General features: G+C 73.9%; 13 protein-coding genes. 7 read left to right on the top strand and 6 right to left on the bottom strand.

Translation table 11 applies throughout. The features are described from left to right. Positions 1-3: 3 nt before the first annotated feature. The 5 genes from trpD to O0S08_RS17200 all read right to left on the bottom strand — a co-directional run bounded on the left by trpD (position 4) and on the right by O0S08_RS17200 (position 7,379). Positions 4-1,071: an anthranilate phosphoribosyltransferase gene (trpD, locus tag O0S08_RS17220; RefSeq protein ID WP_269040250.1), complete on the bottom strand. Its 1,068-nt coding sequence runs from the start codon at positions 1,069-1,071 to the stop codon at positions 4-6. Beyond that, a complete protein-coding gene (locus O0S08_RS17215) occupies positions 1,068-1,664 on the bottom strand; it encodes an anthranilate synthase component II (RefSeq protein ID WP_269041851.1) in 597 nt (198 codons plus the stop codon). Before O0S08_RS17215 ends, trpD begins: the two co-directional genes overlap by 4 nt. 104 nt (positions 1,665-1,768) lie before the next feature. Further along, positions 1,769-3,382 carry an anthranilate synthase component I family protein gene (locus tag O0S08_RS17210; RefSeq protein ID WP_269040249.1) on the bottom strand — a complete coding sequence of 538 codons (1,614 nt, stop codon included), beginning with the start codon at positions 3,380-3,382 and terminating at the stop codon, positions 1,769-1,771. A 139-nt stretch (positions 3,383-3,521) separates the two neighbouring features. Further along, positions 3,522-4,130, bottom strand: a complete 609-nt coding sequence (locus O0S08_RS17205; protein WP_269040248.1) for a hypothetical protein — start codon at positions 4,128-4,130, stop codon at positions 3,522-3,524. A gap of 276 nt (positions 4,131-4,406) precedes the next feature. Continuing rightward, on the bottom strand, positions 4,407-7,379 hold the full coding sequence (locus tag O0S08_RS17200; RefSeq protein ID WP_269040247.1) for a serine/threonine-protein kinase: 2,973 nt from the start codon (positions 7,377-7,379) through the stop codon (positions 4,407-4,409). A gap of 217 nt (positions 7,380-7,596) precedes the next feature. On the opposite strand from O0S08_RS17200, the gene glyA reads away from it, so the two are divergent. From glyA to O0S08_RS17165, 7 genes are all read left to right on the top strand, one after another. Then, a complete protein-coding gene (gene glyA / locus O0S08_RS17195) occupies positions 7,597-8,856 on the top strand; it encodes a serine hydroxymethyltransferase (protein ID WP_269040246.1) in 1,260 nt (419 codons plus the stop codon). 24 nt (positions 8,857-8,880) lie between these two features. Beyond that, positions 8,881-10,062 (top strand): beta-ketoacyl-ACP synthase, encoded by a 1,182-nt coding sequence (locus tag O0S08_RS17190; RefSeq protein WP_269040245.1) that lies wholly within the window; start codon positions 8,881-8,883, stop codon positions 10,060-10,062. A gap of 205 nt (positions 10,063-10,267) precedes the next feature. Beyond that, positions 10,268-11,065: a beta-ketoacyl synthase chain length factor gene (locus O0S08_RS17185; protein ID WP_269040244.1), complete on the top strand. Its 798-nt coding sequence runs from the start codon at positions 10,268-10,270 to the stop codon at positions 11,063-11,065. Then, on the top strand, positions 11,062-11,514 hold the full coding sequence (locus O0S08_RS17180; RefSeq protein ID WP_269040243.1) for a hotdog family protein: 453 nt from the start codon (positions 11,062-11,064) through the stop codon (positions 11,512-11,514). Before O0S08_RS17185 ends, O0S08_RS17180 begins: the two co-directional genes overlap by 4 nt. Next, the gene (gene fabG / locus O0S08_RS17175; protein WP_269040242.1) at positions 11,511-12,233 is read left to right on the top strand and encodes a 3-oxoacyl-ACP reductase FabG; all 723 of its coding nucleotides are present in this window, start codon (positions 11,511-11,513) and stop codon (positions 12,231-12,233) included. Before O0S08_RS17180 ends, fabG begins: the two co-directional genes overlap by 4 nt. 7 nt (positions 12,234-12,240) lie before the next feature. Continuing rightward, entirely contained in the window at positions 12,241-13,440 is a 1,200-nt protein-coding gene (locus O0S08_RS17170; protein ID WP_269040241.1) for an NAD(P)/FAD-dependent oxidoreductase, read from the top strand. A gap of 223 nt (positions 13,441-13,663) precedes the next feature. Further along, on the top strand, positions 13,664-14,851 hold the full coding sequence (locus O0S08_RS17165) for a hypothetical protein (protein WP_269040240.1): 1,188 nt from the start codon (positions 13,664-13,666) through the stop codon (positions 14,849-14,851). Between the two features lie 235 nt (positions 14,852-15,086). On the opposite strand, the gene O0S08_RS17160 is transcribed toward O0S08_RS17165, so the two are convergent. After that, positions 15,087-15,686, bottom strand: a complete 600-nt coding sequence (locus O0S08_RS17160; RefSeq protein WP_269040239.1) for a Maf family protein — start codon at positions 15,684-15,686, stop codon at positions 15,087-15,089. Positions 15,687-15,930 lie beyond the last annotated feature (244 nt).

The following is a 15,930-nucleotide window of genomic DNA, read 5'->3' as shown; positions in this document are numbered from 1 at the left end:
CCCTCAGGGTAGCGCAGCGCGGCTGGCGGCGACGAGCCGGTCGAGCACGGCCGCGGCCCGGCCGTCTTCGAGCGCCGCGCCGATCGCCCGCGCCTTGGCCGGAAGCGTCTCGATGCCGTCGTCCGAGGCCGCCAGCAGGGCCAGCGCGCCGCTGTACTGCACACTTGTGTGGTAGGCCCCCGGCTCGCCGGCCAGCAGGGCCCGCAGGGCGCTCGCGTTGCCGGCCGCGTCGTCGCCGGCGATCGCCGCGATCGGCACCTCCGGCAGCCCGGCGTCGACCGGGCGCAGCGTGTACGTGCGCAGCGCGCCGCGGTGCCACTCGGCGATCGTGCTCGGGCCCTCCGGGCTGAGGTCGTCGATCCCGGGCCGGTCCGCGCCGGAAAAGAAGCCGTGGACCACGAACACGCGCTCGCTGCCGAGAGCGCCGAGCGCGGTCGCCATCGCCTCGACCTTGGCCGGGTCGAACACCCCGATCACCTGCCGGCGCACCCCCGCGGGGTTGCACATCGGCCCGATCAGGTTGAAGAGCGTGCGCAGCCCGAGCGCCTTGCGCGGGCCGGACGCGTGACGCATCGCCGGGTGGAGGCTCGGCGCGAACATGAAGCCGACGCCGACCTCGTCGACGCACTGGCCGACGCGCTCGGGCGGCGCGGTGATGTCGACGCCGAGCGCGGCCAGCACGTCGGCCGAGCCGCACGGGCTCGAGATCCCGCGGTTGCCGTGCTTGGCCACCCGGGCCCCGCAGGCCGCGGCCGCGATCGCCACCGCCGTCGACACGTTGCGGCGCGCCACCCCGCTGCCGCCGGTCCCGCAGGTGTCGATCGCCCCGGCCTCGCGCAGCGGCACCGGCACCACCGCCTCTCGCATCGCCCGCACCGCGCCCGCGATCACCGGCGCGGTCTCGCCGCGGATCGCCAGCCCGACCAGCAGCCCGCCGATCTGCGCCGGGTCGGCCGCGCCGGCCACGATCTCGCGGAAGAGCGCCAGCGCCTCGGCCTCCTCGATCGCCTCGCCGTGGGCCAGGCGGTGGAGCCCGCGCCGCAGCGCCCCGTCGCCTGCGCTTTCGCTCATGTCGTCACCGCCATGTCCGATGGGACATGCATCTCGAGGAAGGTGCGGAGCATCGCGTGGCCGTGCTCGCTGAGCACCGACTCCGGGTGGAACTGGACCCCGTGCAGCGGCCGCGTGGCGTGGCGCACCCCCATCAGCTCGCCGGCGTCGGTGCGCGCGTTGGGCACCAGCGCGGCCGGCAGCGTGCTCTCGACCGCGACCAGGCTGTGGTAGCGGGTGGCCATGAACGGCGTCGGCAGCCCGGCGAACACCCCGGTGCCGTCGTGCAGCATCGGCGACAGCTTGCCGTGCATGATCCGGCCGGCCCGCTCGACCCGCGCGCCCAGCACCTCGCACAGGGTCTGGTGGCCGAGGCAGACCCCGAGCACCGGGATCGCCGGCGCGTCGGCCTCGGCCAGGCGGCGGCACAGGTCCTGGCACACCCCGCTGTCCGCCGGCGTACCTGGCCCCGGGGACAGGACGATGTGGCTCGGCGCGTCGGCCAGCACCTGCGCGAGCGTGACCGCGTCGTTGCGGTGGACGTCGACCACCGCGCCGAGCTGCAGCAGGTACTGCACGAGGTTGAAGGTGAACGAGTCGTAGTTGTCGATCATCAGCACGCGGCAGCCGGGCCGCGCCGCGCCGGCCGGATGCAGCCGCTGGCCGCCGGGCAACGGCGGCGCCGCGTCCACGGCGGCGACGGAGTTGTCGTTCGCGCTCATCCTGCACCTCCTTCGACCGCCGCCGCGATCGCGCGCAGCACCGCGCTCGCCTTGACGTGGCACTCGTTGTCCTCGCCCTCGGGCGACGAGTCGAACACGACGCCCGCGCCGGCCTGGACCCGGAACTCGTCGCCGACGGCGACCAGCGAGCGGATGCAGATGGCGAAGTCGGCCGCGCCGTCGTAGCCGAGGTAGCCGACGGCGCCGCCGTACCAGCCGCGCGGCGCCGGCTCGAGCGCGTCGATGATCTGCAGCGCGCGGATCTTCGGCGCCCCGCTCAGCGTCCCGGCCGGGAACGTCGCGCGCAGGGCGTCGAGCGCCGTCAGCTCCGGCCGCAGCTCGCCCTGCACCTCGCTGACGATGTGCATCACCCGGCTGTAGCGCTCGATCGAGAACGACTCCGACACCCGCACGCTGCCGGCCACGCTGACCCGGCCGAGGTCGTTGCGGCCGAGGTCGACCAGCATCAGGTGCTCGGCGCGCTCCTTCGGATCGGCGAGCAGCTCGCTCGCCAGGGCCTCGTCCTCGACGGCGTCGCTGCCGCGACGCCGCGTGCCCGCGATCGGCCGCACTGTCACGCGCAGGCCCGACTGCGGGGCCACCTCACTGCTCGCGGCCCCCGTCACCGCCGGCGCCAGCGCGTCGCGGTCGCAGCGGACCAGCACCTCCGGCGACGCGCCCGTCAACGCCGCCGCCGGCAGGTCGAACAGGTACATGTACGGCGCCGGGTTGCCGACCCGTAGCATGCGGTAGACATCGAGGAGGTCGACCCCGTCGCGCCGACTGACGAACCGCTGCGACAGCACGACCTGGAAGATGTCGCCGGCCATGATGTGCTCGCGCGCCGTCGACACCGACGCCCGGTACTTCTCGCGCGACCACGGGTGCGCGACCTCCGTCGCCGGCGGCGCGACGTCCGGCACCCGCCGCGGCCCCAGCACCGCCGGCCCGTGCAGCGCCCGCGCCACCGCGTCGACGCGAGCCCGCGCGGCCGCCTCCGCCGCCTCCGCCCCGCCCTCGCTCTCGGCGCAGGCGGTCGCCAGCACGCGCACCCGGTTCGAGAAGTTGTCGAACACCACCAGAGTGTCGCTCGCCACCAGCTCGACCGCGGGCAGGTCGCTCGACATGACCGAAAGGCCAGGTACGGCCGGGATCGGATCGAACACCCGCGCCGAGTCGTGGCCCCACACCCCGACCAGGCCGCCCCAAAAGCGCGGCAGCTCGGGCCGCGGCGGGCTCTCGTACGCGCGCTGCAAGGCGGCGATCCCGGACAGGCCGCGGCTCCTGGCCTCGACCCCCGGCGGCAACGAGAACCCCGGCCCCGGGGTGATCGTCACGTCGAGGTCGTAGCCGTTCCACACCCCGCGCACGTGGGCCCGCGCGCCGACGCCGACCACGCTGTAGCGGGCCCACCGCTCGCCGGCCCCGCCCGCGCTCTCGAGCAGGAAGCTGACGCCCGGCAGGTCCGGCGGTCCGGAGCTGCCGCCGCGCGCGTAGGCCCGCAGGCGGGCGTAGACCTCGACGGGGGTGATGCCGTCGCACAAGAGCTCGCGCCAGACCGGCACCAGCCGCGGCGACACCGGCTCAATCAGGGGCGGACCCGCGATCATGCCGCCAAGGATACACCGCGTCGGCCCACGCGATCGACGGCGCAGATCGAGCCCCGAGGTAGGACACGCGGGCCCACGGCGCAGCCGCGCGCCGGAGCCTGTCCGATCGCGCAGCCGCCGAGGTCCGCCCGCGCCGACGCTAGCGGCGCCGGGTGCGTGCGCCGGAGTCGGTGTCGACGATCCGGACGTTGCCGAGCGTGTAGCCCGCAGCCGCCGTCGCCACGGTGTCGAACTGGACGCTGCCCGACACCACCGCCGTGCCGGTGGCGTCGAGGAAGCTGTAATTGACGATCAGCGAGTTGTCGGTCGCGGTCCCGACGGCCTGGTTCACCGTGTAGCCGGTCTCGGCCTTCACGCGGATGTCGACCTTGGCCACGTTGTCGAGCACCTGGACCCGCGAGTTGTTGACGGCCTGCCGCCACACCCGCTCGAAGGTGTCGTCGGCCGGGTCGAGCAGGGTCACGTTGCCGCTGATGGCCGTCGGGTCGGTGACCTGGCGGGCCGTCTTGGTCACCGTCGCCGGCACGTCGGGGCACGGGTTGCCGACCAGCTTGACGGTGAGGGCGCCGACGTTCGCGCCGCCGACGTTGAGGAAGGACATCTTGAACTTGGTCTTCTCCTCGGGGTTGCCCGAGCTCTCGTCCTCCCACGTGATCGTCGTCCCGGTCAGCGCGGTCGTGAACGTCGCGTTCAGGTCGATGTCGAGGTTGGCCACGGGCCCCGCCGCGACCCCCGTCTTCAGAATCACATCTCGCCTCATCTTCGGTGTCGGCATGCTGTCACTCGAACCGGGTGAATCGTCCCGGCGCCCGGGTCGATGAGCGTAACCAACGCCCCTCGTGGATCATTCGCTCGGCCGTACAAACGCGTTACATCGCGCGCGCGCCTGCGCGCCGGGGCCCCGCGAGCAGGATCGCTCGCGGTGCCTCGCGCGCATTTGCACGATTACATGGTCGATCGGACATGTCCTCATGAACATATCGACAATCACCGCCGCAGATCCCCTCCATCGGCGGAGGTCGCCTCAGCGGTCGACGTGGGCCAGCAGCCAGGCGTCGACGCGCGAGACCTCCTCGTCGGCCTGATCGCCCACGTAGTCGGCCCGCGCCTCCGCGGCCAGCGTCAGCGCCCGTACCCGGTCGCGCGGCGGCAGCGCGCGCGCGAGGGCGAACCGCAGCTCCCCGAGATCGACGGGCTGGACGTCCTTGCGAGTGCGGATCTCGAGCACCCGCTCGAGCAGCGGCCGGGCCTCCTCGAGCCGCCCGAGCTCGACCAGCGCGACGCCGAGGCCGTGCAGCGGGTACGCCACGTCCGGGTCGTCGGGCCCGAGCAGCGCCTGGCTGCGCGCCAGCGCCTCCTCGTAGATCGGCACCGCGTGGGCGTAGTCGTGCTGCAGGTGGTGACAGTTGGCGAGGTTGTAGAGCGCCTCGACCAGCCGCGGCCCCAGCCCGGACGTGCGCCGCAGCACCGCCGCCGCCGCCTCGAAGTAGCCGCTCGCGCGCGCGTAGTCGCCGCCGCTGACCAGCGCGTTGCCGAGGTTCATCCGCGAGGACGCGACCTCGATGTGATCGGGCCCCAGGGTGCGCACGCGGATGTCGAGCGCCCGCTCGAGCGAGGCGAGCGCCTGCTCGAGCCGACCCGCTCGCCACTCGAGCACGCCGATGTTGTTGAGGATCGCCGCGACGTCGGGGTGGTCGGGGCCGAGCCGGTCCTCGGCCAGCGCCAGCGCGTCGCCGTAGTACTTGCGGGCCGCCTCCTCGCGGCTGCAGCGGTCCTCGAGCGACCCGAGCGCGTTGAACGCCTGGATCAGCAGCAGCCGCGACGACGCCGGCGTCGCCCGCAGCACCTCGACCGCGGCCAGCAGCGTCTGGCGCCCCGACTCGTAGTCGCCCCGCTCGGACTGCACGATGCCCAGCAAGATGTCCCTTCGCGCCTGTTCGATCGGACCTGCCCCCACGCGCAGGTCGATCGGCACCGCCAGCCGCAGCAGCCGCTCGCCCTCGCTCGGCAGGTGCTTCAACGCCAGGACCCGTCCGAGCTCCGCGGTCGCCCGGGCCCGCGCCGGATCGGCCGCACCCGCCTCCGCCGCCGCGATCGCCCGCGTCAACAGGTCGACGCTGGCGTCGAAGCGGCCCTGGTCGGCGGCGATCTGTCCGAGAGTGATCAGGGCCTCCGCCTCGACGTGCGCCGACGCGAGCGCGCGGGCCTCCTGCAGCGCGCGCTCGGCCAGCCCCTGCGCCGCCTCGTACTTGGCCGCGTGCCGCTTCGCCAGCGCATGGGCCAGGATCCCCTCGAGCCGCGCCACCTCCTCGCGGCTCGCCAGCGAACGCCCGGCCCCGTGCATCAACCGCTCGGCGTCGGCGCACTCCTTCAGGTCCGGCAGCCCCTCGACCGCGACCGCGGCCCGCTGCACCACCTCGCGGTCGGCCTCGGAGAACAGCGCCGCGGTCGCCTGCAGCTGATCGAGGTGGCGGTCGAGGCAGGCCATGCGGCGGTCGAGCAGCAGCGGCGACTGCTCGTGATGGACCAGCGACGCCTCGCACACCTCGCGGCGCATCTCGAGCCACGTCGCCGCGTACTCGTCGAGCGCCGCGGTCGCGGTCTCGGCCGCGCGCGCCGCGTAGGGCTGCCCGGTCTCGAGGAACGCCTGCCGCGTCCTCTCCTTCGTCGCCTCGTCCCACACCCCGACGAGGTGGCGATCGGCGCCCTCGCAGCCCGGCGGCTTGACCTGCGCCCACACGATCCCGCCGGTCACGGCCGCCGCCACGCTGGCGACCGCGGCCGCCCCGACGATGGTCCGCCGCCGCCGGTTCTCCGGCGCCAGCGCGGCCAGCATCGCGTCCATCGACTCGAACCGCTGGCTCGGCTCGACCGCCAGCGCGCGGAGGATCGCCCGCCGCACGTGCAGCGGCACCGACGTGCGCACCGGCGTCGCGTCGACCTTGCCGCCGAGCACGCTGGTGGTCAGCTGCACGTAGTTCTTGGCCGGGAACGGGTGGGCCTTGAACAGCGCCTCGAACAGCGCCACCGCGAACGCGAACTGGTCGGCGCGCGCGTCCACCCGGGCCCCGAGGTGCTGCTCCGGCGCCATGTAGGCCGGCGTCCCGACCAGCGCCCCGGTCCGCGTCAGCCGCATCGACGACAGCCCCGCGATCGCCGAGTCGAGCCCCTGCTGCGGCGCCTGCGAGGCCAGCGCGGCCGCCTGCAGCTTGGCCGCCGCCGGGTCGGTGTCGGCCAGCGGCGGCGGGTGGTTGCCCCTGTCGGTGGTCGCGAACGGCGACAGGCTGGCCGACGTCGACGGGCTCGGCGGCGTCGAGATATTTTCGGACATGTCCCGAGGGACAGCCGTGAACTCGGGCCCCTCGGCGCCGCGGGCGATGCCGAAGTCGACCACCCGCACGCGGCCGTCGCGGCCGACCAGCACGTTGTCGGGCTTGAAGTCGCGGTGGACGATCCCGGCCTTGTGCGCGGCCGCCAGCCCGCGGCCGGCGGCGACGAAGGTGTCGAGGATCTCGCGGGGGGTCCGCTTGGCGTCCTTGAGCCAGCGCGACAGGTTCTGGCCGTCGACCAGCTCCATCGTCAGGTACACCAGCTCGCCGATCCGGTTGGCGTCGTAGATGGCGACCACGTTGGGGTGCTGCAGCTTGGCCAGCGCCTGGGCCTCGCGCAGCAGGCGGCCGACGATCTCGTCGGCGCGGTGGCCCGGCCGGGCGTGCATGATCTTGAGCGCCACCCGCCGGTCGAGCCGTGGGTCGTAGGCGGTGTAGACCACGCCCATCGCCCCGGCGCCGATGCGGTCGAGCACCGTGTAGCGCTCGATCGCCGCCCCGCGCTCGAACTTGAGCGCCTGGACCTCGTCGATCGACGGCGACTCGACCAGGGTCTCGACCCCGGTCATGCGCGACTGGTCGAGGTCGGACAGGCCCCCGGCGGTGCTGCGTGCGCTCGGCGGGCCGTCCGCGAAAGGCCCCTCGCCCGTCCTCGCCGCCTCGCCCACGCCGGCATCCTATCAAGCCCCGGCGCCGTTGTGGGCCAGGGGGTGCGCGGCGCCCCTTTTTGCAGGGGAGCGGCCGCAGCGCCGCCGCGGCGGGACGCGAAACGACATTCGCCGTCCGGGCCCGCGGCGATGGCCGGCGCGTGGGACCTCGGTCGGCGGCGACGCGGCGCGCGGGAGGCTTGACTCCGCGGCCCTCCGGGCCTGAAAACCTCGGGCGATGCACGCCCGCGACCCCGAGCTCTCCGCCGCCGACCCCGAGATCTTCGCGCTGATCGAGCAGGAGGACGCGCGCCAGCGCGACAGCCTGCGCCTGATCGCCAGCGAGAATTACGTGTCGAAGGCCGTGCTCGCGGCCACCGGCAGCAGCCTCACCAACAAGTACGCCGAGGGTTACCCGGGCAAGCGCTACTACGAGGGCATGGACTTCGTCGACCCGATCGAGTCGCTCGCCGTCGCCCGCGCGCGCGAGCTGTTCGGGGCCGATCACGCCAACGTCCAGCCCTACAGCGGTTCGCCGGCCAACCTGGCCGCGCTGCTGGCCCTGTGCCAGACCGGCGACACCATCATGGGGCTCGCGCTCCCCGCGGGCGGCCACCTCACCCACGGCTGGAAGGTCAGCGCCACCGGCATCTACTACAAGGCCGTCCAGTACGGCGTCCGCCGCGAAGACCACCGCATCGACATGGACGAGGTCCGCAGCCTGGCGCAGACGCATCGGCCCAAGCTGATCTGGGTCGGTCACTCGGCCTATCCGCGGCAGCTCGACTTCGCCGGCTTCGCCGCGATCGCGCGCGAGGTCGGGGCCTACCTCGCGGCCGACATCGCGCACATCGCCGGCCTCGTCGCCGGCGGCGCGCACCCGAGCCCGGTGCCGCACGCCGACGTGGTCACCACCACCACGCACAAGACCCTCCGCGGCCCGCGCGGCGGCTTGATCCTCAGCAAGGCCGAGCACGCCGCCGCGATCGACAAGGCGGTGTTCCCCGGCCTGCAGGGCGGCCCGCACTGCCACACCACCGCCGCCAAGGCCGTCGCCTTCCGCGAGGCGCTGCAGCCGGACTTCCGCGACTACGCCCACCAGATCGTCGCCAACGCCAAGGCCCTCGCCGAGGCCCTGCTCGCGCGCGGCCACGCGCTCGTCTCCGGCGGCACCGACAACCACCTGCTGCTCCTCGATCTCACGCCCACCGGCCACGGCGGCCGCCAGGTCGCCCGCGTCCTCAACCGCTGCGGCATCGAGCTCAACGCCAACGCCATCCCGTTCGACCCGCGCAAGCCGTTCGATCCCTCGGGCCTGCGGATCGGTCTGGCCGCGATCACCTCGCGCGGCGTGCAGACGCACCACATGCCGGCCATCGCCGACCTGATCGCCGACGGCATCGCCCTCGCCGTGGAGAACGCCGACGACGCCCGCTGCGAGGCCCACCGCGGCCGCGTGCGCGAGTTCCTGAGCGTCTTCCCGGCCCCCGGCCTCTGATCTCGCCGCGCCGCCCTCGCCGTCATGCAGCCCTACCCGATCACCGCCATGGCCCTGTGCAACGGCATGGGCGACAGCACCGCCGCCGTGCTCGCCGCCCTGCGTGCGGGTCGCTCCGGCCTCGGCCCGTGCCCCGCCGAGTTCGAGCTCGACGCCGTCGTGGGCGCCATCCCGAGCCCGCTCCCGGCCCTGCCGCGCCTGCTCGGCCCCGTCCGCGACACCCGCCAGGCGCGGATCGCCGCCGTCGCCCTCGCCGAGCTGCAGGCCCCGCTGGAGCGGGCGCGGGCCCGCTGGGGCGGCGATCGCGTCGCCATCGTCCTCGGCACCAGCACCGGCGGCATCGAGGCCAGCGAGACCGCCTACGCCCACGCCGAGGCCCACGGCGGCGCCCTTCCGCCCGACTACGACGTCGAGCACTCGCACGCCCTCGACGCCGTCCTCCACCTCGCGCGCGTCCTCGGCGGCGGCCTCGGCGGCCCCGCCTACGTCGTCTCGACCGCCTGCTCCTCCAGCGCCAAGGTGTTCGCCTCGGCGCAGCGGCTGCTCGCGGCCGACCTGTGCGACGCGGTCCTGGTCGGCGGCGTCGACAGCCTGTGCCGCCTGACCGTCCGCGGCTTCGCGGGCCTCGAGGTCCTGTCCTCGAAGCCATGTCGTCCGTTCTCGCGCGAGCGGGCCGGGATCAACATCGGCGAGGGGGCCGCGCTGCTCCTGGTCGAACGGACAGGTGAAGGCCCGGCCCGCCTGCTCGGCGTCGGCGAGAGCTCCGACGCCTACCACATGACCAGCCCGCACCCCGAGGGCCTCGGCGCCCGTTTGGCGATGGAGCGGGCGCTGCACCACGCCGGCCTTTTCGCCGGCGACGTCGACCACGTCAACGCCCACGGCACCGGCACCAAGCAGAACGACAGCATGGAGAGCGCCGCGATCCGGGCCGTGTTCGCCGGCGCCGCCGCGCCCGCGGTGGTCGCCACCAAGGGCTACACCGGCCACATGCTCGGGGCCGCCGGCGCCACCGAGATCGCCTTCGTCGTCGACGCCATCGCCGGGCGCTACCTCCCCGCCAGCGTCGGCGCCGACCCGCTCGACGACACCCTCGCCGTCGACGTCGTCACCGCCCGCCGCGACGTCCCGACCCGCGCCGCGCTCAGCAACTCGTTCGCGTTCGGCGGCAGCAACTGCAGCGTCCTCGTCGGAGGCCCGGCATGAGCGCCTGCGCTTTCAGACAGGGCCCGAAGGCCATGTCCCGAAGTTCATCCTCGGCGGCTCGGGCGGCTCGCCCGTCGCGTCGCCCCGCCGCCGGCCGCGCGGCCGACCGCGAGCGCGCGCGCGCCTGCACTCATGGACAGGCCCCCAAAGCCCTGTCCCGAAGTTCATCCTCCGCGACCCTCGCGAACCCGCCCGGAGGCCCGGCATGAGCGCGCTCGCCTTCACCGTCCGCGGCCTCGGCTTCTGGGCCCCCGGCTACCCCGACCTCGCCGCCTGGCGGGCGCGGCCCGACGCCTGTCCCGAAGGCCAGGCGCGCGAGCCGGCCGCGCCGAAGGCCGAGCTGCTGCCGCCGATGATGCGCCGGCGCACCAGCCTGCTCACGCGCATGGCCGCCGAGGTCGCGGCCCAGGCGCTGCGCGACGGCAGCCTCGACCCGACCGGCGCCACCTTCGTCTACGGCTCCGTCTACGGCGAGATCCGCACCACCCTCGACCTCCTCGCCGCCCTGCTCGTCGCCGGCGAGCCGCTCTCGCCGACCAAGTTCCACAACAGCGTCCACAACACCGCGGCCGGCTACGTCTCGATCGCCACCGGCAACCGGGCCGGCAACGCCGCCCTCTCGGCCGGGCGCTCCACGGTGGCCATGGGCCTGCTCGAGTGCGCCGCCCTGGTCGCCGCCGGCGAGGGCGACGTCGTGCTCGTGATCGCCGAGGAGCCGCTGCCCGAGCCGCTGGCCGCCGGCCGCCGCTGGGACCCGTTCGCCGCCGCCTTCGCCCTCTCCGCGTCTGCCCCCGGGGACATGCCCGCGAGGACATGTCGCCTCGAACATGGCGCGAACGACATGCCCGAAGCGCCGCGCCCGATCCCGCCCTGGCTGGCCGACAACCCGTGCGCCGCCGCGCTCACGCTGGTCGAGGCGCTCGCCGCCGGCGCCCCGGCGCGCGTCGCCCTCGAGCCGCACCTCGCCGCCGGCTGGCAGTGCGCGCTCGGAGCCGGCGCATGACCGCCGCCGCCTTCCCGCCGGTGGCCGAGCTGGTCCCGCAGCGCCCGCCGATGCTGCTCGTCGACGAGGTCGTGGCCGCCGACGACGACGGCATCACCTGCGCCGCGGTGGTCCGCGCCGACAACCTGTTCCTCGCCGGCGGCCGCCTCCACGCCTCGGCCCTGCTCGAGTACATGGCCCAGACGATCGCCGCGTTCGCCGGCCTGCGCGCGCGCGAAGGCGGCCAGCCGCCCGCGCTCGGCCTCATCGCCGCCTGCCGCGGCCTCGAGCTGCACGCCGAGCACCTCGCCGTCGGCGACCCGCTGCAGATCGTCGCCACCCGCGTGTTCGCCGGCGCCATGGCCGAGTACCGCGCCGCCGTCACCTGCCGCGGCCAGCCGCTGGCCGAGGCCGTCCTCTCCGTCGTCTCCACCGCCCCCGTCACCCGCTCTGCAGGGAGCTCCGCATGAAGCCACGCGCGCTCGTCACCGGCGCCAGTCGAGGGATCGGCGCCGCGATCGCCGAGGCCCTCGCGGCCGCCGGTCACCCGATCGTCCTCAACTACCGCAGCGACGACGCCGCCGCCGAGGCCGTCGCCGCCCGGATCCGCGCCGCCGGCGGCGAGGTCGTCCTCAGCCGCTTCGACGTCGGCGACGACGCCGCCGCCGACGCCGCCATGACCGCGATCCTCGCCGACCCGCGGCCGCTCGGGGTCGTCGTCAACAACGCCGGCATCGCCCGCGACGCCCCGTTCCCCGCGCTCGAGCGGGCCGACTGGGAAGCTGTCCTTCGGACCAGCCTCGGCGGCTTCTACAACGTCACCCGGCCCGTGATCATGCCGATGGTGCGGCGCAAGTGGGGCCGGATCATCACCATGAGCTCCGTCTCGGCGCAGCTCGGCAACCGCGGGCAGGTCGCGTACGCCGCGGCCAAGGCCGGCGTCATCGGCGCGACCAAGTCGCTGGCGCTGGAGCTCGCCCGCAAGGGCGTCACCGTCAATGCAGTGGCCCCCGGCCTGGTCGACACCGACATGATCAAGGACGTCCCGCTCGAGCACGTGATGCCGCGGATCCCCGCGCAGCGGCTCGGCACCGCCCCCGAGGTCGCCGCGATGGTGGCCTTCCTCGCCAGCGACGCCGCCGCGTACATCACCGGTCAGGTGATCGGCATCAACGGCGGCATGGTATGACCCGGTCATGCACGACGTCGTGATCGTCGGCGCCGGCCCTGCCGGCTCGACCGCCGCCAACTTGCTCGCGCAAGCGGGCGTCCGGGCCCTCACGCTCGACAGGGACGTGTTCCCGCGCTTCCACATCGGCGAGTCGCTGCTGCCGATCGACCTGCCGATCTTCGCCCGCCTCGGCGTCGTCATGGACCGCGCGCGCTGGCAGTACAAGCAGGGCGCCGAGTTCATCGACGAGCGCACCGGCGAGTTCGCCTTCTTCAGCTTCGCCGACGGCCTCGACGGCACGCCCCCGCACGCCTGGCAGGTCGACCGCGCCACCTTCGACGCCATGCTCGCCGACCTCGCCACCAGCCGCGGCGCCGACATCCGCTTCGGCGAGCGCGTGCAGGACGTCGAGTTCGCCGAGGACCACGTCCGCGTCGTCACCGACCGCGGCGAGCACCGGGCCCGCTTCCTCCTCGACTGCACCGGCCAGGACGCCATGCTGGGCCGCGGCGCCCGCACGATCGCCCCGCTGCACGAGCTCGGGCGCGCCGCCGTCTTCTGTCACTTCGACGGCCTCTCGCCCGAGGTCTGGGCCGAGCTCGGCGAGCAGGGCAACATCAAGGTCCTGATCGTCGAGGACGGCTGGCACTGGCTGATCCCGATGCACGGCGGTCGCCTCAGCGTCGGCCTGGTGAAGTGGCGCGGCAAGCTCGACGACGACGCCTTCGAGGCCGCCCTGGCCGCCTCGCCGCTGTGCCGTCGCCTCACCGCCGGGGCGACCCGCAGCGCCTCGCGGACGATCCGCAACTGGAGCTACAAGAACACGCGCCCCTCCGGGTCGCGCTGGGCCTGTGTCGGCGACGCCTGCGCATTCCTCGACCCCGTGTTCTCCTCGGGCGTCTCGCTGGCGATGCTGGGCGCCGAGCGGACCGTCGACGTCCTCGTCCCCGCCCTCGCCGAAGGTCGCGAGGCCGCGGCCGATCTCATGGCCCCCGTCCACGCCACCATGCAGATCGCCTACGACAGCTTCGAGCAGCTGATCCGCCGCTTTTACCACACGCGCCTCGTGTCCCACCTGTTCTTCGCCCGCACCCCCGACCCGCAGCTGCGCCGCGGCCTCATCAGCATGCTCGCCGGCGACGTCTGGCGCGACGACAATCCGTTCCAGGACATGCTCCGTGGCTCCCGCGTGCAGCCGCAGCGCGTTACGGTCCCGAGCGAGTGACTGCACGCTTTGTAAGCCAGATCGCAATTTAGTCAGAGCCTCGCCCCTCGCATTCAGCGCACGGCAGAGTCCGGCGCCTGCGGGCCCGCGGTGGTTGCGTGTGCAATCATTGCAATTTGCCCGCGCCCATTGTTCCCTCACCAGCGTCGGGAACGAGTCGATGCACGAACGAGTCCCTCCTCGGATCTGGGTCGGAGTCGCGTGGCGCGCGGGCAGCATCGGCGTGGCACTGACGGTCGCGGCCTGCCTCGACAACGGCGACCAGCCCGGGAGCAGCACCGGCGTCGAGCCCGCGAGCGGCGACGGCAGCAGCACCGACGGCAGCGGTGCGACGCTCGGCATCATGACGACCACCGTCGATCCGGGCCACGGCGACAGCGGCGGCACCTCGACCACCGGGTCTCCGGCGGCGCCGTGCGGCAACGGCAAGATCGATCCGCCCGAGCAGTGCGACCAGGGCGAGGCCAACGACGACGAGGGCGACTGCACCCGCTCCTGCCGCTGGAACGTCTGCGGCGACGGCCTGGTGAAGGTCGGCCACGAGCTGTGCGACGACGGCAAGGGCAAGAACGGCACCTACGGCCACTGCGGCAAGTTCTGCAAGGACCTGTCCCCGCGCTGCGGCGACGGCCTGGTCCAGGCCAAAGAGGGCGAGGCGTGCGACGACTCGAACCCGATGTACGGCTGCCTCCCCGACTGCACCCTCGCCACCTCGTGCCTCGACATCGAGACCGGCTGGGGCGACGCGGCGAAGACCGGTCTCCACGTCGTCCATCGCGCCGATGGTCACCCGACCGTCTGGTGCGACATGGACGCCGACGCCGGCGGCTACACCTTTTTAAAGTACGCCTCGGGCACCATGGTCCCCGACCCGCCCGATCCGGACAAGTTCCTCGGCGAGCCGCTCACCGCGGCGCAAGCCGAGGAGAAGTGCGCCACCTGGGGCCTGCGCCTGTTCTCGCCGCGCAGCGCGGCGCACCTCAAGGCCGCCATCATCGCCGCCAGCGCGGACGTGTTCGCCCCGGTCAAGAACGACGGCGACTTCCCCTCGACCTCCGCGATCGACAGCGACGCGGCCGGCTACCTCTCGATCATGGGCATCTACCCCGTCACCCCCGGCAGCAGCTGCGAGAGCAAGCCCCTCAACAGCGAGGACTGCCCGCAGTGGGCGATCCGGCCCGATCCGCAGTCCCCCGCCGTCGTCCTGCCCTACTGGGTCACCGACAAGCTGTTCGTCGGCCAGCCCGGCGTCAACAACTGCGCCGGCTGCTCGCTCTACTACGACTGGAACCTCAAGGTCCAGCCGCCCGTCCTCACCGGCTACGTGGCGTTCAACATGAACGGCAAGGGCGCGACCAGCTCGCACTTCCTGTGCGAGGTCGGCGACAAGCTCGGCCCGCCCGAAGGCTGACCGTTCGAGCATGTCCGATCGCCCATGTCCTTGAGGACACCCTGCGCATCGGCCCGCCCGCGCGAGCAACGCCCTCGAAGCCTCGACTCTCGGCCCTCGCCACGGTGAGCATCCACGCAGGCGCCGGCAGCCGAGGCTTCGTACGTCTCGCCGATGACCTCGACTCGCACGACCTCGGCCGCGAACCCTCCGATCGCCATGGTCCGCCGGCCCCGTGCGAGCGCGCGAGCTCGGCTCAGCCGACCGCGAGCGTCTCCAGCAGCTCCACCACCTCGGCGAGCGGCAGCCCGACCACGTTGGTGTAGCTGCCCTCGATCCGGCGCACCAGTCCGGCCGCGGCGCCCTGGATCCCGTAGGCCCCGGCCTTGTCGCGCCACTCCTCGGTATCGAGGTAGCGATCGAGCTGCACCTGCGTCAGCGGCCTGAACCACACCGTCGTCGTCACCGCGAACTCGTGCCAGCGGACCTCGGGCCCGCGGACGTCGGCGATCGCCACCGCCGTCGTCGTGAAGTGCGAGCGCCCGGCCAGCCGCGTCAACATCGCCGCCGCCTCGGCGCGATCGGCCGCCTTCGCCAGCGGCTCGACCTGTCCTTCGAGCCAGACCGTCGTGTCGGCGGCCAGCACCACCGAACCTGGCCGCAAGGCCAGGTCTGCCTTGGCTCGCGCGACCCGCTCGACGTACACCGGCGGCGGCTCGCCGGGCAGCCAGGTCTCGTCGGCGTCGACCGGTGCGCGCGTGAACGCGATCCCGGCCGAGCGGAGCAGTTCGGCCCGGCGCGGCGACGCCGAGGCGAGCACGAGGACAGGCGAGGTCTGCGGCACCGGCTCGTTCATGGTCGGCCGCTTTTGCCGGATCGCGGGCCCTCACGCAACCTCGCCGCGCCGCGCGTCGGACGTACGATCGGCCGGGCGCACTCGCGGATGGTTCGGCCCGCCGCCCTCACGCCCGCGACCTCGCCGGACGTGGCATCAGCCGGGCGCACTCGCGGATCGTTTCGACCCACGACCCGCACGCCCGCGACCTCGCCGCACCTCACGCCCGCGACCTCGCGCGCTCGTCTCGCTCGCGCGGCCCTCG

The sequence above is a fragment of the Nannocystis punicea genome, assembly GCF_026965555.1.
GTDB classification, from domain to species: Bacteria; Myxococcota_A; Polyangia; order Nannocystales; family Nannocystaceae; genus Nannocystis; species Nannocystis punicea.
Note: the sequence above shows the minus strand (reverse complement) of the source record. Positions and strands in the feature narration are given on the sequence as shown.

Excerpts from the sequence above, each read along its gene's own strand:
- trpD (WP_269040250.1), bottom strand. The coding sequence starts at position 1,071 with ATGAGCGAAAGCGCAGGCGACGGGGCGCTGCGGCGCGGGCTCCACCGC.
- O0S08_RS17215 (WP_269041851.1), bottom strand. The coding sequence starts at position 1,664 with ATGATCGACAACTACGACTCGTTCACCTTCAACCTCGTGCAGTACCTG.
- O0S08_RS17210 (WP_269040249.1), bottom strand. The coding sequence starts at position 3,382 with ATGATCGCGGGTCCGCCCCTGATTGAGCCGGTGTCGCCGCGGCTGGTG.
- glyA (WP_269040246.1), top strand. The coding sequence starts at position 7,597 with ATGCACGCCCGCGACCCCGAGCTCTCCGCCGCCGACCCCGAGATCTTC.
- O0S08_RS17190 (WP_269040245.1), top strand. The coding sequence starts at position 8,881 with ATGCAGCCCTACCCGATCACCGCCATGGCCCTGTGCAACGGCATGGGC.
- O0S08_RS17185 (WP_269040244.1), top strand. The coding sequence starts at position 10,268 with ATGAGCGCGCTCGCCTTCACCGTCCGCGGCCTCGGCTTCTGGGCCCCC.
- O0S08_RS17180 (WP_269040243.1), top strand. The coding sequence starts at position 11,062 with ATGACCGCCGCCGCCTTCCCGCCGGTGGCCGAGCTGGTCCCGCAGCGC.
- fabG (WP_269040242.1), top strand. The coding sequence starts at position 11,511 with ATGAAGCCACGCGCGCTCGTCACCGGCGCCAGTCGAGGGATCGGCGCC.
- O0S08_RS17170 (WP_269040241.1), top strand. The coding sequence starts at position 12,241 with ATGCACGACGTCGTGATCGTCGGCGCCGGCCCTGCCGGCTCGACCGCC.
- O0S08_RS17160 (WP_269040239.1), bottom strand. The coding sequence starts at position 15,686 with ATGAACGAGCCGGTGCCGCAGACCTCGCCTGTCCTCGTGCTCGCCTCG.